Source organism: Lacinutrix venerupis (assembly GCF_003663945.1).
GTDB lineage: Bacteria > Bacteroidota > Bacteroidia > Flavobacteriales > Flavobacteriaceae > Lacinutrix > Lacinutrix venerupis.
Window position 1 is genome coordinate 37,777 of sequence record NZ_RCCH01000004.1, and the last position, 21,231, is coordinate 59,007.

The window sequence follows — 21,231 nt, forward strand, 5'->3', positions numbered from 1 at the left end:
ACAGATTGAGTTTAAAAATCTGAATGATATTATAGATTGATTCTAAAATAGTTTTTTTATATGTTAAATTTAAAACAAAAAAAAGCCTGAATTGCATAATTCAGGCTTTTAAATATATAAAAATGTATTATCTAACTAATTGTTTTGTTGAAGGTTTAAATTTTGTTAAAACAATACCTTCTACAGCAGCCTCATATTCTGCCATCGTTGGAGTTCTTCCTAAAATAGTTGAAAGCACAACTACAGGAGTAGATGATAATAATGACTCTCCTTTTTTATCTCCAGTATCTTTTACAACTCTACCTTGAAATAAACGAGTTGATGTTGCCATTACAGTATCACCAGGTTCTGCTTTTTCTTGGTTACCCATACAAAGGTTACAACCAGGACGCTCTAAATACAGCATATTTTCGTACTTAGTACGTGCTAAACCTTTAGGTGCGCTATCGTCAAATTCGAATCCTGAATATCTTTGTAATACTTCCCAATCACCTTCTTCTTTTAATTCATCTACAATATTATAGGTTGGTGGTGCTACTACTAGAGGTGCTTTAAATTCCACTTTACCTTGTTGCGCTTCAACATTTTTCAACATTTGCGCTAATATTTTCATATCACCTTTGTGAACCATACAAGATCCCACGAAACCTAAATCTACTTTTTTGATTCCACCATAGTAAGACAATGGACGAATATTATCGTGCGTATAACGCTTAGAAACATCTTCATTATTTACATCTGGATCTGCAATCATTGGTTCAGCAATTTCATCTAAATCAATAATAACTTCTGCATAATATTTAGCGTCTGCATCTGGCCTTAATGCAGGTTTTATACCTGTTTTAAGTTCTGTAATTCTTGTTTCTGCTTTATTAACAAGTCCTTGAAGCACTTGTTTTTCGTTATCCATACCTTTCTCAATCATGATTTGGATACGTCCTTTTGCAATTTCTAAAGATTCAATTAATGTATCATCTTCTGAAATACAGATTGAAGCTTTTGCTTTCATTTCTGCTGTCCAATCTGTAAATGTAAAGGCTTCATCTGAAGTTAATGTTCCTATATGCACCTCAATAACGCGACCTTGAAAAACATTTTCTCCACCAAATTGCTTTAACATTTGTTGTTGTGTTGCATGCACTACATCACGAAAATCCATATAAGATTTCATTTCACCTTTAAAGGTTACCTTAACCGATTCTGGAATTGGCATAGATGCTTCTCCTGTTGCTAATGCTAAAGCAACTGTTCCAGAATCTGCTCCAAAGGCAACACCTTTAGACATACGTGTGTGTGAATCTCCACCAATAATAATATCCCAGTCTCCAACAGTAATATCATTAAGTACTTTATGAATAACATCTGTCATTGGAAAATAAACTCCCTTAGGATCACGACCAGTAATTAACCCAAAGTCGTTCATGAACTTCATTAATCTTGGAATGTTAGCTTTTGATTTATCATCCCATACTGATGCGGTATGACAACCAGATTGGTAAGCACCATCTACAATTGGAGAAATAACTGTTGCAGCCATCATCTCTAATTCTTGCGATGTCATTAAACCTGTGGTATCTTGAGAACCTACAATATTTACTTCTGCACGAACATACGATCCTGCGTGTAATGTAGCTCCTGAAGTACCAACAGCATTTTTATTAAATATTTTTTCTACTGCTGTTAAACCTTGTCCTTCTATTGAAACCTCTTTTGATGGCGCGTAAACTTGCGGTACATCTATACCTAATACTTTACATGCAAAGGTTTGAAGTTTTTTTCCAAAAACTACAGCATAAGATCCACCTGCTTTCATAAACTCCATTTTTTGAGGAGTAAATGCTGCAGAAATGTCTTTTAATTCAACATTACCGTGGTATAATTTTTTCTCTTTTGTATTTATTGTTAAAACAGTTCCTGTTTCCACAGAGTACATTTGTTCTAATACAGGTTCTCCATCTTCATCTACAATAGTATTTCCGTTTTCATCTTTTTTAGACACCCAGTTTTTAAGGTCTAAACCTATACCTCCTGTTACACCAACCGTTGTTAAGAAAATTGGAGCAATACCATTAGTTCCTGCAATTACTGGTGCTATATTAATAAAAGGTACATAAGGGCTAGAAGGAATACCTGTCCATAATGCTACGTTGTTAACACCAGACATTCTAGATGACCCAACTCCCATTGTTCCTTTTTCTGCAATTAGCATAACGCGCTTATCTGGGTGTTGCTCTTTTAATGCTAATAATTCGTTTTGCATGTCTTTGTTATGTTCAAACATACATTGACCATGCAATTCTCTATCTGAACGTGAATGCGCATCTCCACCTGGTGATAATAAATCTGTTGAGATATCTCCTACTCCAGCGATGTAGGTTACAACCTCTATTTTTTCTTCTACATCTGGTAATTTTGTAAAGAATTCTGCTTGTGCATAACTTTCAATAATATCTTTAGCTATAGCGCTACCGTTATTGTAAGCTTCTTCTAAACGATCTGTATCTGCCTCGTATAAGAATACTTGTGTTTTTAAAACCTTAGCAGCATCTTTAGCTATCTCTTCATTATCTCCTAAAGCTAAATCTAATAATACTTCAACTGAAGGCCCACCTTTCATGTGTGATAATTGCTCTAATGCAAACTCTGGAGTGATTTCTTTAACTATTTCTTCACCTAAAATAATTTCTTTTAAAAATTTTGCTTTTACTGTAGCTGCACTTGTAGTACCAGGTAAAACATTATAGATAAAAAAGTTAAGAGATTCTTCTCTATGCTCGTTATCTAAATCTTTAATTTGCTCAATGATTTGGCTAAGTAATTTATCACTATCGATTGGTTGCGGATGAAGACCTTGCTCCTTTCGAGTTTCAATTTGCTTAAGATAATCGTTATAAATATTCATATAATAGAATTAATTCTGTTTTATACAGCTTAAAAAGCTGGGTTAGTTTGGTTTGTAATCTTTTAAACTTTAAATATTTTTTAAGGTTAAAAAACACTCTAAAGTCTATTAAAAATTGGTGCCCAAAAATACAAAATATTGAAGAATTAAAAAATTTGTAACACAATCTAAAAATGTTTGCGAATAATTTAAAACAAACACTACATCAGCATATTTTTTTATTAAAATGATAATTTGAATGTTTAAAAAATATCAAATTGGTAAAAAAAAACTAATTGCTTTATTTACAGAAATACTATTAACAAAATAATATTTTATTATTAGCGAATAGCTATTAGCTATTTCTTTAAAAGACATTTGAAAAAACTATTAATTATAGTTATTCTAAATTCTGTTTTTGTTGCCTGTATGAAATTTTTTGGAATATATTACCAATGTAACTATGCTTAACCTTAAGATAAACATGAGTAGTATAGGTAACTTAATAATATGCAAATTGAAATTTAATACTAAAACAAGCCCTTTAGTTTAGATTTAAAAAAGATTTCTTATAATTTGTTCTTCAGTTACGCCTTCAGCTTCTGCTTTATAATTTTTAATAATTCTGTGACGTAAAATACTAATTGCTACAGCTTGAACATTTTCTATATCTGGCGAAAATTTACCATTAATTGCTGCGTGTGTTTTTGCTGCTAATATTAAGTTTTGTGAAGCTCTTGGTCCTGCTCCCCAATCAATATATTGCTTAACCAAGTCTGCAGCAGTATCTTTATTAGGTCGTGTTTTAGCAACCATTTTCACAGCATATTCTATAACATTATCTGCTACCGGAATTTTGCGAATAAGTTGTTGAAAATCTATAATTTCTTTTGCAGAAAATAAAGTGTTTACTTTTGATTTTACATCGCTAGTGGTTGCTTTTACGACCTGTACTTCCTCACTAAAAGTTGGATAATCAAGATTTATAGCAAACATAAAACGGTCTAATTGTGCTTCTGGTAAAGGATATGTACCTTCTTGCTCAATTGGGTTTTGGGTAGCTAATACAAAATATGGTAAATCTAATTTATAATGATGTCCTGCAACGGTTACCGCTCTTTCCTGCATAGCTTCTAGTAAAGCTGCTTGAGTTTTTGGAGGTGTACGGTTTATTTCATCGGCCAAAATAATATTAGAAAAAATAGGTCCTTTTATAAACTTAAAATTTCGACTTTCGTCAAGAATCTCACTTCCAAGAATATCACTAGGCATTAAATCTGGTGTAAATTGAATACGTTTAAAATCTAACCCTAATGTTTGAGCTATAGTATTAACCATTAACGTTTTTGCCAAACCAGGAACACCTATTAATAAGGCGTGACCTCCAGAAAAAATAGAAATTAATATTTGATTTACAACATCGTCTTGACCTACAATTACTTTCGCAATTTCTTGTCTTAATGATTTGTACTTAACTACTAATTGGTTGATAGCTGCTACGTCTGACATTTTTAATTATTCTGTATTATTTTTTAAGCCAATTATTTGTGAAATCACAGTCTCTGTATTGTCCGCTTATTTTAATATAAGTGTCTTGGATTTTCTCTTCTTGCCATTTCGCTATAGCATTTAAACGTTTTTCGTTAAGTGCTAGTTCTTTAATTTTAAGATAATCTCTAGCATAATTTGCTTCATGCTCATCTATTCTATCTGTTACGGTAAGAATTTTAAATTGAACATTGCCTATTTCGTCTCTATCTACAAGAACTTCTGAAACTTCATTGTTTGGCAAATCTTGAATTTTAACATAGATTTCTGTATCCATTTTAGTTAATTCAAAATTATAGTCTTGAGTTGCTGGATTAATTAATTGACCTCCTTGATATTTTGTTTCAACTTCATCACTAACTTCTCTTGCTGCGTCTGCAAATGTTATTGTGCCTTCTTCAATATTTTTTTTAGTTTCTTCTATTTTATCTTTAGCTTCTTGAATTGCAGTTTCTGCTACTTCTGGAATCATTAATATATGTCTTACATCATATTCTTGTCCTCTAATTTTTTCAAGTAATATAATATGATAACCATATTGTGTTTTAAAAGGTTCTGAAATTTCACCTTCTTGTAAAGAGAAAGCAACTTCTCTAAATTCTTTTACCATTCTAGGTCTAGCTCTATTCATTGGAGGTAATGCTCCTCCATTTTTTTTAGATCCTGGATCGTCTGAATTAAAGAGTGCTTTTGATCTAAAGTTTGCACCATTTTCTTCTACGTCCTTTTTTATTGCTTTTAGCTTAGCTATTACATTATCTATTTCTAACTGTGTAGGTTTAGGCTCTATAACTATTTGTGCTACTTTTAACTCTGTTCCAAATGTTGGACGTTCTTCTTTAGGAATTTTATTAAAAAACTGACGAACTTCTTCTGGAGTAACTTCTATTTCGTCTATAATTTTACGCTGCATTTCTGATCCTAACTTCTGCGCTTTGTTTATTTCAAACATTTCGTCTCTTAAACTTTGCTCGTCTGCTTTTTTATAAAAATCAAGAACCTTTTGCATATCTCCACCAACTTGTTGCTTGATTTGCTCTAATTGTTGTCCAACATAAGAACGAATTTCGGCATCATTAATTACAATACTATCTTGTATTGCATGGTGTGCGTATAATTTATCTTCTAAAAGCTTTCCAAATAATTGACATCTACTAATTGCAGATGGATCTCCTCCTTGTGCTTTTAATTGTAAAAAAGTTTTATCTATATCTGATTCTAAAATAATGTATTCTCCAACTACTGCAGAAACACCATCTACTTTAATATTTGTTGTTGGCTTTATAGTATCTACCTTTTTTTCTATTACAGGTGTTTCATCAATAATTTCTTGTGCTAAAATTCCATTAGCTACAAAAAGTGTTAAGCAAACTGCTATTATGTGTTTCAAATTAATTGTAAATTTCAAATTGTTTATTTTTAATTGCATCTTTTGTAATATCCTTTTCTAATTGTCTCACTAGCTCTAATTTACGCTTGTTTATTACTATTTGTTTAATAGTTGGTTGCACGTATTCTAGTGGTGCTTCGGCGTTTCTAAGTAGAACATCATTAATTTGCATCAAATATAGCCCTAATGAATCTTTGCTTTGTATAAAATTAGATTTTTTTAACAGTTCATTTTTATTATCTGTATTTACTGTTGGTATTTTAGTAATAACTTGATCTAGTCTTATCCATACAGAATCGTTTAAGGAATAGGATTTAAATTGTATAGCTATAGAGTCTAACTCACGTTTATCCTTATTATTAAAACGTTTAAATTTTTGTTTTACTTCATCAAAATCGAGTCTATTTTCATCAATATTAATGTATCTAAATTTTATAAGGTCTTCATTTAGTTTAAAAGCTTGTTTATTTTCATTGTAATACTTGGTTGCTTCTTCTACAGAAACAGTTGTATCAAGGTTTTTATAAACAAGAGCTTCTAAATAGGCCTTACTATATAAATCGTTTTGATATTGTTTTACTAACTGGTTAAATTCCTCTTGCGTATTTTCATCTAAATTTAAAGTCGCTCCTTTTACTAATAGTTGTTCTGTTGCCCAGTTATTAATGTAATTATTAACTATTACAGTACTATCTTGTTTGGTATAATTTTCTGGAAGTATTTTTTTTATATCGTCCTTATATAAGTATGTTTCATTAACTCTTGCTATTGCGTCTTGAGTTTCTGGCTGCTTAAAATATTCGCAAGAAACACTAATAACACTAATAAATAGACAAAAAATAATTTTTTTAAACATACTATTTCTTTAAAACCTGCTTTACTTTATTTAAAACTTCCTCGTTAATTTCTACGGTATATTTTGCTGCTAATTCCTTAAGCCAATTTTCTTCTTTAAAAACTTGATAATCGCTTGTTACACGACCTTTAGCTTCTTCAAAAGTTTTTGGACTTTTAGGTAAAATATTTAATACATTAACAACAACATAAGTTTCGTTATGCTTGTATATTTTAGATATTCCTTCTTTAAATATAAAGTTTTTAGGTAGAGCTTGATGCGCTTTATCCATTTCTCCACTAGAAAAAGTTACATTTATTTGATTTTTTGTGTTTACCAAATTTTTAATTGTTTCAAAATCGCCTCCATTACTCATTAATTTTGAAACTTTTTTAATAATATTTTTCTTTGCTGAAGAAGCAACAACAGCGTTTACACGTTCTGGATAAAAATAGTTGTTTTTATGCGCATTATAATATGCTTTTAAAGCAACTGTATCTGTTTTAGATACGTTCCAAATTTTTGTTTCCATTAAATCGAAAAGCAATAAACCATCTCTGTATTCTTCAACAATTTGTGCATAATCAATATTTTCTGTTATTAAATTTTCTTCTTGATATTTTTGTAATTCATTCTCTAAAAAAGTTTCATACAACTTATCTAATATAACAGATATTTTAGAAGACTTATTATTATAATTTCGTTGGCTTTTTAATAAAAACTGACCAAAATCTTTATAAGTTAATTTTTTATCTTGAATTTTTAAAAATGTCTTTTCTGCTTCAAAATTTAAAGGCAAACTCCATACATTATCAAAAAAACCATCGTTTATAATACTTTTAAAATAGTTTAAAGCATTAGTGTTTTCTGTAATTGTATATTTTTCTTTTAATGTTTTTACTCTAAAATCATTTATAACTTTAGATCTAGAGTCTCTTTTAATTCTAGATTCTAATTGCGGCTTCATTTCTTCTAAAGAAGCAATATCTTTTTTTGCTTTTAATTGTATTACATGCCATCCAAATTGGCTTTTAAAAGGCTTAGAAACCTCTCCTACTGTTTTTAACGAAAATGCAATATCTTCAAAAATGGGAGAACTAATTTCACCACTTGAAAAAGGTTTAAGTAAACCTCCTTTACTAGCGGTGCTTTTATCTTCTGAAAATTGTTTTGCTAAAGCATCAAATGGCTCTCCTTGCTCAATACGTTTAGCTATTTCGTTTATTTTTGTTTCGCTATTTTGGGTATTATCTTGATCTGTTTTAATCATAATATGCGCAACAGAAACTTCGCCTCTAGCTTTACGCTTATCTAAAACAGTTACAATATGATATCCAAATCGCGTTCTAAATGGTTTTGAAACTTCACCAACATTAGTGTTGTATGCTGCGTTTTCAAATGGATAAACCATTTTAAATGCAGAAAAATAACCTAAATCTTCTGCAAAAATTGTTTTACCATTATGTACTTCTTGTTGTATATTTTTATAACCTTCATTAATTACACGTTCTCGAAGATTTAAAATTTTATTATATACCTCTAACGTATCTTGAGGACTTGCATTTTCATCAATTTTAATTAATATATGGCTAGCATTTATTTCGGTTTGAAGTCTTTTATGCGCTTCTTCTACTAAAGCTTCTGTAACTTTATTATCTGCCAAAAAGTTTTTAGCTAATTGCTTTTTATAATTTTCGAATTCACGAAGATAACTAGGTTTCTGGTCTAACTCTAATTGTTTTGCCTCTTGTAATTTTCGTTTGTAATTAATAAAAAGTTTTAAATAACCATCTATATCTTTTTGAGATTCGTCTTTAACTAAATCGAGATTTTTATTATAAACCCTAATAAATTCTGATGCTAAAACTGGTGTATTATCTACTGTAAAAAGCACTTCTTCCTCTTGAGCTTGAACCGTAAATAGAGAGGTAAGAATAAAGGACAAAAAATAAAATAGATGTTTAATTTTCATAATTATTTAAAAATAGACAAAGTGTTGCAAAAATAACAATATTAGCCTATAATGCAAGCACAATGCCTAACGATAAAAAAAGAATATTTATTGCAGAAAGAAAAGACATTTAGTTTAAAAACAAATCTTTAAAAAATTACTTTTAACTATTAAAATTAATATTTAAGCGATACTTTACTAACAACTTGTTTAATTTGCATAATTTTAAATTTGAAAAAGTTTTTACCATAAAATGAAATATACTTCGCAGATTATTATTAAAGTTCCTTTAGAACAGTTTATAACAATTCTTGAAAACCATGATAACTTTAAACATTGGCAACGTGGACTAGAAAGTTTTGAACATTTATCTGGAGATATCGGTGTAGTTGGATCTAAAATAAAATTAAATTACTCTTTAGGAAATCGTAAAATGGAACTTGTAGAAACAATTACAGAAACTAATTTACCACATCTATTACATCTTCATTACGATACTAAAGGCGTACATAACATACAGCAAAACTACTTTGAAAGTACAGCACAAGGACACACAAAATGGATAATTAAAAATGAATTTTTAGCAACAAACTTTTTTATGCGTTCTATGATGTTGTTATCTCCAAACATTTTTAAAAAACAAACTATAAAATATTTAAACGATTTTAAAAATTTTGCCGAAAAAGGCATTTCTGTAAAAGATGCGTAAACTAAAATTAATATGGGATTTTAAAGGCCCAGATGGCTTAAAAATAGCCGAGCACCACGAAAAGCATTTAAAAGAATATATTGCAATTGAAAAACTTAGTTTAAACATAACTGGTTTTGAGGTTGTTAATAGCTTTCATGCTATTGCTTTTTTAGTTGTAAATGAAAATGAAATGAGACCGGTTAGAGATGCTTTAAAACCTCATCGCGGACAAGTTTATATTGAAAATTAGCTATATTTTTAAAGTAAAAATCACTTATACTACACAAAGCAGTTATTTAACAACTCTCTCAATTTACCAACTAATTAATTGATAATGTACCACTTAACGATTACAAGTGAACGATTAATCGAAAACAGCTTTTAAACGAAATAATATATTGCTTTGACGGATAAAATAGCGTTTCATAGAAAACAAAGCGCCTACAGTGTTGATTATTAGTATTTAATCCGGATTTAATGTATTTTTACCGAGCTATTACATTATAAATCCTACAACAATGATTAAGTTACCTAAAACATTACTTACGCTTTTTTGCGTATTAAATATTGCTTTTGCAACTGCCAGCAATAAAGAACACACAAACCCAAATCCAATTAAAATTCATAACGCTGAAATAGGCATTTTTCCTGGAGATTCTAATAATGGAAGAAAACTGGTTCTTAAATCAAGATTTCTATCATTAAGTCAAGACGTTACTGTTTCTGGTATTAAGGCTGCAAAACATGGAAAAAAAATATTAGTAGTCGCAACAAATGGAGCTATTACTTTTTTACCAAACAACTCAAGCTCTTCTAGTTCAAATAGAATTTTATACAGCCCAAATATGACTATACCACAAGGTGATGCTTTTGAGCTTACTTACAACGGATACATAAAAAAATGGGTAATAACAAACACTAATCCAGACTAAAACAACAATAAGTACAAGAAAAAAAGTCTTAATCAATATATTGATTAAGACTTTTTTATATCTAAAAACATATTAGCGCACTAAACGCATTAATATAATATTTACTATAATTTAATTTTTAATTTCTACTCCTTGTGTAGTTAAAGATAAACCTTGTTGTCCATAAGTAGTAATCATAACACCTTCAAAATAAGGTGAATTTACTTTTTTAGGAGCCAACCAATCGAAAACAAAGTTAGCACCAGCTCCTCCTGTTTGATCTTTTTCATCAATAACAATCTCAATAGTTTGCATAGGTTTAACAAAAATAGGAGTTGTTAAATACGTTCTAATTAAATCTCCTTTTGTATCATAATAATTAGCACTTTTAATAAATATAGTATCTCTCTTATTAATATTCCTAATACTTATAGTTGCTGTTAAATCTAATTTTTTATGCTCTGTAATACTATAAATTTGAGAATAGACAGATAAATATGTAGATCCAGAAACTAAAGAGTCTTCTAGTTTATTATTCCATTTATATTTTTCTAAATGATTAGAAGGCAAAGCTTCATTTGTAACATCATTATTACAGTTAAAAATTAGTAAGACTATAAAAAATAAAAATATTGTTTTTTTCATTTAAAAATTTTTAAACAAATTTAGGTAAATCTATTTCATTTATAGCACCATGACTAGCATGAACTACCACTACTTCATTTTTAATAACTAATAATTGTGGCGATTGATGCATTACTTGAAATTTATAACCTACTTCGTTTGAAGTTTCTCTATAATTCAACAAATCGAGATAATACAAGTCTACATTTAAATCTAAATTATAAGCATCTATAAATTGATTAATTACCATTTTACTAATACCGCATCGTGTTGAGTGCTTAAAAATAATTTGCGTTTTAGATTTTGATTTTTCTGCAATAGCCTTCAATTGAGAAACTGCAGTTAATGGAACCCAAGGTAATATTTTCTCTTCTTTAGGCTGAGATGCACCTCCAAATATTTTATTAAAAATTCCCATAAAATTGCTACTATTAAGTATAAAAAAAATATGTTTTAAAACATATTTAAATTATTTTAAAAAAATTAAATACGCCCAATATCACGAAGGCCAGATATTATTTTTTTTAATTGACCTCTTTTTATTGGCTTAATAATATAGTCGGAAATTTCACTAATACCTTTCGCTTTTTCAATATCATTTAAATCTACCGAAGACGAAACCATATAAATTGTAATTTTCTTACCTACTCGAGGTTTAATTTTTATATACTCTTCCATAAACTGGAAACCATCCATTACTGGCATGTTTATATCTAACAATATAATATCTGGTAATTGTTCTGAATCATCTATATTATCTAAAAGAAAAGAAAAAGCCTCTTCTCCATCAGAAAAAACCTCTATTTTTTTATCAAAATCTATTGATTCTAAAATTTTCACAACTGTAAACTTATAAATCTCATCGTCATCTACAATGCAAATATTTAAAGTGTTATCCATATTTATTTATTAAAATTAATAATAAATTTAGAGCCTTCATCAACAGTACTCTCTACTTTTATTTTTCCTCCCAAAGATTCTATTTGCAATTTCGTAATAAATAAACCCACACCTTTAGCTTTGGGATGTCTATGAAACACTTTATTTAAACCAAATATTTTGTGCTTATGTCTATCTAGATTAATACCTAAGCCGTTGTCTTTAATTTCCAACACAACGTGATTATCTATTAGTTTAGTACTTAAATGTATTTTTGGGGCTCTATCTTTTGCTTTATATTTAATAGCGTTTTCCACTAAATTAAGAAAAATACTTTCAAAATAAATTTTATTATAAGAAATTTTATTTATTTCTTTAAAATCACTTGTAATTTCAGCTTCGGTTTCAATAATTTGAGCTGCTAATAACTCTTTCGTCTTTTTTAAAGTTTCAGAAAAATCAACAGAACTTAAACTGGCTTTTTCTTTTTTTATTTTTAGAGCACTTACAAGCGTGTTTAATGTATCTGTTAAATGAGTTATAACCTTTTGAAACTTTTTAAAAACATCTTGTTTATCTTCCTCTTTATCACACATATAATACATATCTAATAAAGAATTAAGATTACTAACAGGAGCTCTTAAATTATGCGATGTTATATGCGCAAAATCTGCTAATTGAGCATTTTGAGTTTTTAATTTCTTAGCAAGTAACTCTAAGTTTTCTTTAGAGTTTCTAATATTACGTTCTACCTGTTTTTGCTTAGTTATATCCCTAATTGCAGAAGATATTAAAAAACCTTCGTCTGTTTCTAATGGACTTAAACTTACTTGTATAGGAAATTCTTTTCCGCATTTTTTTAAACCTATTAACTCTCGATTATCTCCCATTGCAATAGACTTTGGGTCTGCAAAATAAGCATCTCTATATACTTTAAAATTTTCTATTATACGTTCTGGGAGCAACAACTCTATTCTCTCGCCTTTTAATTCTGAAGCCGTATAACCAAATAAATTTTCGGCTTGTTTATTTATAAGATGAATGCGTTTTTGGTCGTTTAAAAAAATCATTGCATCTGGAGCAGATTCTAAAAGTCCTTTAAACTTATTTTCTGCCATTTTTTGACTCGTAATATCTTGCGCTGCACCAATTATTTCTATAATCTCTCCATTTTCGTCTTTAATCACTCGACCTAAAACTCTTAGTGTTTTAATAGCTCCGCTTGGCGTTATAACTCTATGTATTAATTCATTTGAAAATTCTTTTTCTTCAAATGTTTTTTGCATATGCTTTTGCACACCTTCTCGATCGTCGGGATGCGTTATATCTAATAGTGTGTGAGATGAAACATCAACAGAACCTTTTGTATATTCCATAATATCGTACAAATTATCGGACCATACGATTTTGTTAGATACTACACTCCAGTTCCAATGACCTGTTTTTGTAATTCTTTCAGAAAAATTTAATAAATCATTTTGTCTTAACAGCGAATATTCTATATCTTTTATATGCGTTATATCTTGATAGCTTCCTATTATTGACGCAACTTCTCCATCATCGTCTGTAAAAACTTTACCTAATACTTGTACTATTTTTGTCTTTCCTTTTTCAGAGATTATTTTATGTATTAATTCACCATCAAATTTTTTGTTTTCTATAGTGTTTTTAACATGCAATTGTATTCTTTCTACATCTTCAGGATATGTATAATCTATAAATTTTTCAATTGTTATAATGTCTTCATTTTGCTCACGATCCATTATATCATACAAACCAGAAGACCATATTACTTGGTTGGTTTTAAAATCCCATTGCCAATTACCAATTTTATTTGCTTTTTCAGCAAAGTTTAAAAGCTCATTTTTATGGTTTAGTTCTTTTTCTGCCTTTTTTATGTGATTTATATCTTGAAAAACCCCAAACAACCTAACACATTTTCCTTTAACAAATTCTGCTTGACCTATATCTCTAATCCAAATCTCTTCTCCTTCTTCATTGATTACTTCCAACTCTATATCAAATGGTTTACCTGTTTTAATTAAATTATAAATTGCATCTATAATTTTTTGCCTACTTACACCTTCTTTATAGAAGTGTAAACTATCCTTACTATGTATTGCATAATTTTCAGGTAGTTTTAAAATCTCTTTAGAGACTGCACTAAAAGTTAATAAATCGGTTTCCATATCCAGCTCCCAAGTACCAATTCTTGCTACATTACTAGTCCTTTTTAAAATTTTATCTATTCTTTGTTTGGCTAATGCTTGTTCTTTTACACTTGTTATATCTCTTGAATACATTAACAAACCACCTATTGTATTATCTTCCAAATACCATGGCCTTATGTCCCAAGAGAGCCATTGCACACTTCCATTTTCTCTAAAAAATGGCGCTTCGTCACGCGTATCTATATCACCATTTAAACATCTTTGGTGTTTTGCTTTCCATTCATCACCAATTTCTGGAAATACTTCGTAATGCGATTTACCAATAATATCTATATCTTCTTTACCGTAATCTTTTTTCCATCTTTTTGAAACAGCAATATATCTCATGTCTTTGTCCAACATTGCTAATGATGGTGGAGCTTGTTCAATGAAAATTTTATTAAATTGCTCTTTAACCTCTAAATCTTCTTTAAGCCTTTTTAACTCTACTAAATTATTTCTAATTTCCTCCTTAGTCTTTTTTAGTGCACTGTTTGAATCTTTTAGAGCTTCATTTTTTGCAATCATTTCTCTAATAGCTGGCACTAATAAATAGAAAAATCCTAAGCCCAATAGCAGTATCGCAACTGCCATTAAATTATAAAAATTATTTTGTAACTTTTTTAAATTTTCTTCTGCAATGTACTGATACTCAAACACTATCAAATCCATAGTGTCTAAAAAAACATCTTCCGCCTCAACTAGCTTGGCTACCTCATCATTTATTAACTCTGTTTCTGCAGAATTTAAAATTAAGTTACTTGAAGATATTATTTTTTTATGATTAGTATCTACAATACTAAAAAGCGAATCGAGTTTTTTACTATTATGTAATTTTTTATAATAGTCAACCAAATAAACATGCGATTGACCAAACTCCTTTATAAGCTTATTAACTACTAAAGAATCTCTTTTTCTTATATTTAAAGAACTAAAATTATTATTGTATGCTAGAAGTTGCTTTACAATATTTTGACTTAACATACGTTGCTTACCAGACCTATTTATAATATAAGCATCATCTTTTTGAATAGTAATATGCCTCTGTACCGTAAAAAACAGTAAAGAAAACAATACAATTGATATAGATGTAAATATTATATATCTACGTCTAATTTTTTTCTTGAGGCTATCCATTAATTAAAATAAAAATTTTATAAAAAATTTAAGAAATAAAAATAAAACTTAATTAATTCATTTTCAAAAAAATAGTACATTAAAAGACAAAAAAACTTAGCTTACTTATTTAGAAATACTAGACAAGACAAAAAGTCAGTAGTTGTTAGCGAAAACAGGTCATTTTGTCGCTTTACGTCTAGTTTTTCGGTATGGTAAGATAATTGCCTTTTATGCTGAAAAACATAACAACAATTAATTAAGATATATACATATGAATTTTAATAATTATACAATAAAATCTCAAGAAGCTATACAGCAAGCACAACAGCTTGCTCAAAGCTATGGGCATCAACAAATTGAAAACGAACATATTTTTAAATCAATTTTTGAAGTAGACGAAAATGTATTACCATTTATTTTAAAGAAAATGAATGTTAATATTCCAATGCTAAAACAAATTTTAGATAAACAAATTGAAAGTTTTTCAAAAGTTACAGGAGGAGAATTAAGCATATCGCGTGAAGCCTCTAAAGCTTTAAATGAAGCGTCTATTATCGCAAAAGATATGAACGATGAGTTTGTTTCTATAGAACATTTAATTTTAGCAATTTTCAAGTCTAATAGCAAAATTGCTCAGGTATTAAAAGATCAAGGTGTTACAGAAAAAAACTTAAAAGCAAGCATAAATGAGTTAAGACAAGGAAATCGTGTAACATCTCAAAGTCAAGAGGACACTTACAACTCTTTAAACAAATATGCTAAAAATTTAAATCAGTTAGCTAAAGATGGGAAATTAGATCCTGTAATTGGACGCGATGAAGAAATTAGAAGAATTCTTCAAATTTTATCTCGTAGAACAAAAAACAATCCAATTTTAGTAGGAGAACCAGGAACCGGAAAAACCGCAATTGCTGAAGGTTTAGCACATAGAATTGTAGATGGAGACATTCCAGAAAACTTAGTAGATAAGCAAATATTTGCATTAGATATGGGAGCTCTTATTGCAGGAGCTAAATTTAAAGGTGAGTTTGAAGAGCGCTTAAAAGCAGTAATAAAAGAAGTAACAAACAGCAATGGTGATATTGTTTTGTTTATAGACGAAATACACACACTTGTAGGTGCTGGCGGCGGACAAGGTGCTATGGATGCAGCTAATATTTTAAAACCAGCACTAGCCAGAGGCGAGTTACGCGCAATTGGAGCAACCACTTTAGACGAGTACCAAAAGTATTTTGAAAAAGACAAAGCACTAGAACGTCGTTTTCAAAAAGTAATGGTAGACGAACCAGATACAGAAAGTGCCATATCTATTTTACGAGGTATTAAAGAAAAGTACGAAACACACCATAAAGTACGTATAAAAGATGAAGCCATTATTGGTGCTGTAGAATTATCTACACGCTATATTACTAATCGTTTTTTACCAGATAAAGCTATAGACTTAATGGATGAAGCGGCTTCTAAATTGCGCATGGAAATAAATTCTAAACCAGAAGAATTAGATGTTTTAGACCGAAAAGTCATGCAGTTAGAAATTGAAATAGAAGCTATTAAACGCGAAAAAGATGAAGTAAAATTAAAATCTCTACGCAGTGACTTAGCAAATTTAAAAGAAGAACGAAACGAAATTAATGCTAAATGGAAAAGTGAAAAAGAACTTGTTGATAATATTCAAAACACAAAACAGGATATTGAAAACTTTAAAATTGAAGCAGAAAAAGCGGAGCGTGAAGGTAATTACGGTAAAGTAGCAGAGCTTAGATACGGTAAAATTAAAGAAGCTCAAGAAGCTCTTGAAAAATTACAAGCCGAATTAAAAACACAGTCTGAAACATCCTTAATAAAAGAAGAAGTTACCTACGAGGACATTGCAGAAGTTGTTGCAAAATGGACAGGCATTCCTCTTACCAAAATGCTACAAAGTGATAGAGAAAAACTCTTGAAACTTGAAGATGAGTTACATAAACGTGTTGTAGGTCAAGAAGAAGCTATAACAGCTGTAAGTGATGCTGTACGCCGTAGTAGAGCCGGTTTGCAAAACCCACAAAAACCAATTGGAACCTTTTTATTTTTAGGAACTACTGGTGTTGGTAAAACAGAACTCGCTAAAGCTTTAGCAGAATATTTATTTGATGACGAAAGCGCATTAACACGTATAGATATGAGTGAGTACCAAGAGCGTCATGCTGTAAGTAGACTTGTTGGTGCACCTCCAGGATATGTAGGCTATGATGAAGGTGGACAACTTACAGAGGCTGTGAGAAGAAAACCATACTCTGTAGTTTTATTAGATGAAATTGAAAAAGCACATCCAGACACTTTTAATATTCTATTACAAGTTTTAGACGAAGGACATTTAACCGATAACAAAGGTCGTACTGCAGATTTTAAAAACACCATTATAATTATGACCTCTAATATGGGAAGTCAAATTATACAAGAACGTTTTGACACCGTTAAAGATTTAGATACTGCAATGGAATCTGCCAAAATAGATGTATTAGGCTTATTAAAACAATCTGTAAGACCAGAGTTTTTAAATAGAATTGATGATACTATTCTATTTACACCTTTAACTAAAGAAAATATTAATAAAATTGTTAGCCTTCAATTAAAGAGCATTACAAAAATGATTGCTAAACAAGGTATTACATTTGATGCCACACAAGAAGCAATCGAATATTTATCTGAAAAAGGATACGAACCAGAATTTGGCGCAAGACCAGTAAAAAGAGTTATACAAAAAGAAGTTTTAAATGCTTTAAGTAAAGAAATTCTTTCTGGAAAAGTTACAACAGATAGTGTAATATTATTAGATGCTTTTGACAAAAAATTAGTGTTTAGAAATCAAGGCGATTTAGTATCTGATGCACTTTAAGTTAAGTGAAGTTTAACTTAAAATCATAAAGTATTGTTAAACATAAAATAAACAAAACTACAGCACGTTTTCATAATAATGGTTAGTTAGTTAGTTAGTTTGAAAAAGCAACAAGAGACATATAGTGTTAATTGTTGCTTTTTTATTTTTTTATAATTTAAATTTTAGCAACTTATTTCTTCCATTTATAAACAAAATCTTACAAATATTACATTTAAACTGTATTTTTAATCAAAAAATAGATGTATTGTATTAATATTTAGAAAATAACATTCCTTTTTTGTATCTTACAAAATTAAGACTAGCTACTAATATTATGGGAATGTTTAAATATTACAATCTACCGCACGCAGAAGTATTTATTTTTGACGATTTCCTAATTAAACAAGTTAAAGAAGGTGAACTTGTTTCTTACAAAGAAACAGAAACATTTAAAGAACTTTTAGACATACATTTTAAAAATAAAAAAGTGGCGTACATTTCTAATAGAGTACATTCTTTTTCTATAAATCCTATGGTGTATAAAGAAGCTGAAAAAATCCCTAACTTAATTGCTGTTGCAATAATTCCTGGGAGCGAAAGTATGCGATCTAATGCAGAGTTTGAAAAGCAATTTTACCATAAACCTTATGGAATTTTCGACAATCTTACAGATGCTATTGCTTGGGTAAAAACTGTATTCGACAAAGAAAAAGTTAACAATAAAAAAATAATATAATTTTAAAGTTGTAAAGCTTTAGCTGAATTATTAATTGCTTTTTTAAATGACTCAGGTGTTATTTCTGCTTTCCATAGAGAAACAATTTCCTCTAACTTTTCTTTACCTTCTTTAGAATTTACTATTTCTGGAAAAGCGGTTTCAAAAACTTCTAACATAACATGTACCGCTGTTGATGCTCCTGGAGATGCACCAAGTAAGCATGTTATACTACCATCTTTACTTTTTACCACTTCAGTACCAAACTGAAGTTTCCCTCTTTCAAAATCATCTTTTTTAATAATTTGAACTCGTTGTCCGGCTACTAATATTTCCCAATCTTCACTTTTTGCATTTTTTACAAACTTACGTAAATCGTTCATTCTGTCTTCGTGAGATGCTGTAACCTGCTCTATTAAATATTTTGTAAGTGGTAAGTTATCCCAAAACGCATTTAACATAGGCTTTACATTATCTCCTTTTATAGATTTAAATAAATCTAAAAACGAGCCTTGTTTTAAAAATTTAGGACTAAATCCTGCAAAAGGACCAAATATTAACTGTTTTTCTCCATCAATAAAACGAGTATCTAAATGCGGTGTAGACATTGGCGGATCTTTAGGTCCTGCTTTACTATATACTTTAGCGTGATGTTTTTTTATTATGTCTTTATTTTTACACACCAGCCACTCACCACTTACAGGAAAACCTCCATAACCTTCTTTTTCTTCTATCTCAACTTTTTGCAACAATAGTAAACTTCCTCCTCCAGCACCAATAAAAACATGTTCTGCATCAAGAAATTGTTTCTTTTTAGTTTTAGTATTTTCTACAATTACAGACCACTCTACCGTATCATCTGGATCAATATCTAAAACTTCTTCATTACATTGTACTTTAGTATTGTATTTAGTTTCTAAAATATGGAAAAGTTTTTGAGTTAAAGCTCCAAAATTCATCTCTACACCACGTTCAATCCTTGTCGCAGCCATAACCTCATCCTCACTCCTATTTGCAACTATTAATGGAAACCATTCTTTCATTTTCTCTAAAGCATCTGTAAACTCTATGCTTTCAAACATAAAATTAGTTCTTAAGGCTTCAAATCTTTTCTTTAAAAAACTTACATTCTCCTCTCCTGTTACCCAACTATGATGCGGAACGGAATTAATAAATTCTCTAGGACTATCTAATAAATTTTCTTCAATTAAATAACTCCAAAATTGTTTAGACAATTCAAACTGCGTACAAATACTATATGCTTTCGTACAATCTACTGTGCTTCCTTTTTCTGGTGTATAGTTTAATTCACAAAGTGCAGAATGTCCTGTTCCCGCATTATTCCAAGCAGCAGAACTCTCTAATGCTACATTATCTAAACGTTCTAGAATTAAAATATTAAGTTCTGGTTTAACAAGCTTTGTTAACAAGGCTAAAGTTGCCGTCATTATTCCTGCGCCTACACATATTAAATCATAATCTTTATTTACATCTGTTTTTTTTAAACTCATTCCGTTAATTTTAGGCTAAATATAAAATATTAATTAGAAAGATAAATTCATTTTAATACCTTTAAAACTCTAAACAATTCAACTCTATAGTCATGAAAAAGTTAATTATTTTATTATCCATTATTACAACATTTTCCTGTTTAAAAGCCCAAAATAATAATGAGGATGATAAAAAAATTACTACTACAACGTATTACATTGTTAGGCATGCAGAAAAAGATAATAAGCCTGCAAACAACCCTAAACTACTACCTGAAGGAAAACTAAGAGCTTTAAATTATGCTAAGTATTTTAAAAATATAAAGCTGGATGCCATTTACTCCACAAATTTTACACGCACAAAAAATACAGCATTACCTACTGCAAAATCTAAAAATTTAAAAACTATAATTTATAACGCTTTTGAAATAGACTATAACAAATTTAAAGATGAAACTAAAGGCAAAACCATATTTATAGTTGGGCATAGTAACACTATTTCAGATTTCGCAAACAATATTATAGGCACTAAAGAATATAACGAAATTGATGAAACTGTTTATAATAATATGTATATTGTTACTATTACAGATAAAAAAATAAACCATCAACTTAAAACTATAGATTAAATTAATACCATTAATTTTTTTAGCTTTGCCTCAACATGCAAAAAAAAATAAACATACTTAATAAAAAAGCTAAATTTCAATACGAAATATTAGATAAATATACTGCTGGAATAGTTTTAACAGGAACAGAGATTAAATCTATTAGAGATAGTAAAGCATCAATCGCCGAAAGTTTTTGTGAATTTAACGAACAAAGTGAATTATTTGTTATTAACATGACTATTCAAGAATATGTTTATGGTAATTATTACAATCACGCACCAAAAGCAGAACGCAAACTTTTATTAAATAGAAAAGAACTAAAAAAACTAGAAAAAGAAGTTGCTAATTCTGGTTTAACAATTATACCATTACGATTATTTATAAACGAAAGAGGTTTTGCTAAACTAGACATTGTTTTAGCTAAAGGTAAAAAACTTTATGATAAACGTGAGACTATTAAAGACCGTGACAATAAACGTGATTTAGCACGCATTAAAAAAGATTTTAATAATTAAA

General features: G+C 29.4%; 17 protein-coding genes. 7 read left to right on the forward strand and 10 right to left on the reverse strand.

All coding sequences use genetic code 11. The annotated features are described in order from the left end of the window. Positions 1-127 precede the first annotated feature (127 nt). The 5 genes from CLV86_RS06715 to CLV86_RS06735 all read right to left on the reverse strand — a co-directional run bounded on the left by CLV86_RS06715 (position 128) and on the right by CLV86_RS06735 (position 8,599). Positions 128-2,902 carry a bifunctional aconitate hydratase 2/2-methylisocitrate dehydratase gene (locus tag CLV86_RS06715; RefSeq protein ID WP_121051067.1) on the reverse strand — a complete coding sequence of 925 codons (2,775 nt, stop codon included), beginning with the start codon at positions 2,900-2,902 and terminating at the stop codon, positions 128-130. Between the two features lie 534 nt (positions 2,903-3,436). Then, entirely contained in the window at positions 3,437-4,390 is a 954-nt protein-coding gene (locus tag CLV86_RS06720; RefSeq protein ID WP_121051069.1) for an AAA family ATPase, read from the reverse strand. A 16-nt stretch (positions 4,391-4,406) separates the two neighbouring features. Beyond that, complete coding sequence (locus tag CLV86_RS06725; protein ID WP_121051071.1) at positions 4,407-5,858, reverse strand: peptidylprolyl isomerase; 1,452 nt, start codon at positions 5,856-5,858, stop codon at positions 4,407-4,409. Further along, a complete protein-coding gene (locus tag CLV86_RS06730) occupies positions 5,821-6,675 on the reverse strand; it encodes a peptidyl-prolyl cis-trans isomerase (RefSeq protein ID WP_121051073.1) in 855 nt (284 codons plus the stop codon). Before CLV86_RS06730 ends, CLV86_RS06725 begins: the two co-directional genes overlap by 38 nt. A gap of 1 nt (position 6,676) precedes the next feature. Further along, on the reverse strand, positions 6,677-8,599 hold the full coding sequence (locus tag CLV86_RS06735) for a peptidylprolyl isomerase (RefSeq protein ID WP_249037458.1): 1,923 nt from the start codon (positions 8,597-8,599) through the stop codon (positions 6,677-6,679). 259 nt (positions 8,600-8,858) lie between these two features. Between CLV86_RS06735 and CLV86_RS06740 the strand changes: the two genes are divergently transcribed. The 3 genes from CLV86_RS06740 to CLV86_RS06750 all read left to right on the forward strand — a co-directional run bounded on the left by CLV86_RS06740 (position 8,859) and on the right by CLV86_RS06750 (position 10,228). After that, positions 8,859-9,314 (forward strand): SRPBCC family protein, encoded by a 456-nt coding sequence (locus CLV86_RS06740; protein ID WP_121051077.1) that lies wholly within the window; start codon positions 8,859-8,861, stop codon positions 9,312-9,314. Then, positions 9,307-9,546: a hypothetical protein gene (locus tag CLV86_RS06745; protein ID WP_121051079.1), complete on the forward strand. Its 240-nt coding sequence runs from the start codon at positions 9,307-9,309 to the stop codon at positions 9,544-9,546. Before CLV86_RS06740 ends, CLV86_RS06745 begins: the two co-directional genes overlap by 8 nt. Positions 9,547-9,814: 268 nt before the next feature. Then, positions 9,815-10,228 carry a hypothetical protein gene (locus CLV86_RS06750; RefSeq protein WP_121051081.1) on the forward strand — a complete coding sequence of 138 codons (414 nt, stop codon included), beginning with the start codon at positions 9,815-9,817 and terminating at the stop codon, positions 10,226-10,228. A 111-nt stretch (positions 10,229-10,339) separates the two neighbouring features. Here the strand turns inward: CLV86_RS06750 and CLV86_RS06755 are convergent, their stop codons facing one another. The 4 genes from CLV86_RS06755 to CLV86_RS06770 all read right to left on the reverse strand — a co-directional run bounded on the left by CLV86_RS06755 (position 10,340) and on the right by CLV86_RS06770 (position 15,057). After that, positions 10,340-10,852: a DUF3124 domain-containing protein gene (locus tag CLV86_RS06755; RefSeq protein ID WP_121051083.1), complete on the reverse strand. Its 513-nt coding sequence runs from the start codon at positions 10,850-10,852 to the stop codon at positions 10,340-10,342. Positions 10,853-10,862: 10 nt separating this feature from the next. Then, a complete protein-coding gene (ytxJ, locus tag CLV86_RS06760) occupies positions 10,863-11,249 on the reverse strand; it encodes a bacillithiol system redox-active protein YtxJ (RefSeq protein ID WP_121051085.1) in 387 nt (128 codons plus the stop codon). A 65-nt stretch (positions 11,250-11,314) separates the two neighbouring features. After that, positions 11,315-11,731, reverse strand: coding sequence for a response regulator (locus tag CLV86_RS06765; RefSeq protein ID WP_121051087.1), 417 nt, complete (start codon positions 11,729-11,731; stop codon positions 11,315-11,317). A gap of 2 nt (positions 11,732-11,733) precedes the next feature. Beyond that, positions 11,734-15,057, reverse strand: a complete 3,324-nt coding sequence (locus CLV86_RS06770) for a PAS domain S-box protein (RefSeq protein WP_121051089.1) — start codon at positions 15,055-15,057, stop codon at positions 11,734-11,736. A 253-nt stretch (positions 15,058-15,310) separates the two neighbouring features. Here CLV86_RS06770 and clpB point away from each other — a divergent pair, with 253 nt between their 5' ends. Both clpB and CLV86_RS06780 read left to right on the forward strand, forming a co-directional pair. After that, complete coding sequence (clpB, locus tag CLV86_RS06775) at positions 15,311-17,917, forward strand: ATP-dependent chaperone ClpB (protein ID WP_076733523.1); 2,607 nt, start codon at positions 15,311-15,313, stop codon at positions 17,915-17,917. Between the two features lie 280 nt (positions 17,918-18,197). Then, a complete protein-coding gene (locus CLV86_RS06780; RefSeq protein ID WP_249037459.1) occupies positions 18,198-18,635 on the forward strand; it encodes a hypothetical protein in 438 nt (145 codons plus the stop codon). Between the two features lie 2 nt (positions 18,636-18,637). Here the strand turns inward: CLV86_RS06780 and mqo are convergent, their stop codons facing one another. Beyond that, the gene (mqo, locus tag CLV86_RS06785; RefSeq protein WP_121051093.1) at positions 18,638-20,125 is read right to left on the reverse strand and encodes a malate dehydrogenase (quinone); all 1,488 of its coding nucleotides are present in this window, start codon (positions 20,123-20,125) and stop codon (positions 18,638-18,640) included. 92 nt (positions 20,126-20,217) lie between these two features. On the opposite strand from mqo, the gene CLV86_RS06790 reads away from it, so the two are divergent. Both CLV86_RS06790 and smpB read left to right on the forward strand, forming a co-directional pair. Next, positions 20,218-20,733: a phosphoglycerate mutase family protein gene (locus CLV86_RS06790; RefSeq protein ID WP_121051095.1), complete on the forward strand. Its 516-nt coding sequence runs from the start codon at positions 20,218-20,220 to the stop codon at positions 20,731-20,733. A 35-nt stretch (positions 20,734-20,768) separates the two neighbouring features. Continuing rightward, positions 20,769-21,230, forward strand: a complete 462-nt coding sequence (gene smpB, locus CLV86_RS06795) for an SsrA-binding protein SmpB (RefSeq protein WP_121051097.1) — start codon at positions 20,769-20,771, stop codon at positions 21,228-21,230. Position 21,231: the final 1 nt, after the last annotated feature.

Bases quoted from the DNA above. Each gene is read 5' to 3' on its own strand.
- CLV86_RS06770 (WP_121051089.1), bottom strand. From the start codon at position 15,057: ATGGATAGCCTCAAGAAAAAAATTAGACGTAGATATATAATATTTACA.
- CLV86_RS06730 (WP_121051073.1), bottom strand. From the start codon at position 6,675: ATGTTTAAAAAAATTATTTTTTGTCTATTTATTAGTGTTATTAGTGTT.
- CLV86_RS06740 (WP_121051077.1), top strand. From the start codon at position 8,859: ATGAAATATACTTCGCAGATTATTATTAAAGTTCCTTTAGAACAGTTT.
- CLV86_RS06725 (WP_121051071.1), bottom strand. From the start codon at position 5,858: ATGCAATTAAAAATAAACAATTTGAAATTTACAATTAATTTGAAACAC.
- mqo (WP_121051093.1), bottom strand. From the start codon at position 20,125: ATGAGTTTAAAAAAAACAGATGTAAATAAAGATTATGATTTAATATGT.
- CLV86_RS06765 (WP_121051087.1), bottom strand. From the start codon at position 11,731: ATGGATAACACTTTAAATATTTGCATTGTAGATGACGATGAGATTTAT.
- CLV86_RS06790 (WP_121051095.1), top strand. From the start codon at position 20,218: ATGAAAAAGTTAATTATTTTATTATCCATTATTACAACATTTTCCTGT.
- CLV86_RS06755 (WP_121051083.1), bottom strand. From the start codon at position 10,852: ATGAAAAAAACAATATTTTTATTTTTTATAGTCTTACTAATTTTTAAC.
- clpB (WP_076733523.1), top strand. From the start codon at position 15,311: ATGAATTTTAATAATTATACAATAAAATCTCAAGAAGCTATACAGCAA.
- CLV86_RS06750 (WP_121051081.1), top strand. From the start codon at position 9,815: ATGATTAAGTTACCTAAAACATTACTTACGCTTTTTTGCGTATTAAAT.
- CLV86_RS06745 (WP_121051079.1), top strand. From the start codon at position 9,307: ATGCGTAAACTAAAATTAATATGGGATTTTAAAGGCCCAGATGGCTTA.
- CLV86_RS06720 (WP_121051069.1), bottom strand. From the start codon at position 4,390: ATGTCAGACGTAGCAGCTATCAACCAATTAGTAGTTAAGTACAAATCA.
- CLV86_RS06715 (WP_121051067.1), bottom strand. From the start codon at position 2,902: ATGAATATTTATAACGATTATCTTAAGCAAATTGAAACTCGAAAGGAG.
- ytxJ (WP_121051085.1), bottom strand. From the start codon at position 11,249: ATGGGAATTTTTAATAAAATATTTGGAGGTGCATCTCAGCCTAAAGAA.
- smpB (WP_121051097.1), top strand. From the start codon at position 20,769: ATGCAAAAAAAAATAAACATACTTAATAAAAAAGCTAAATTTCAATAC.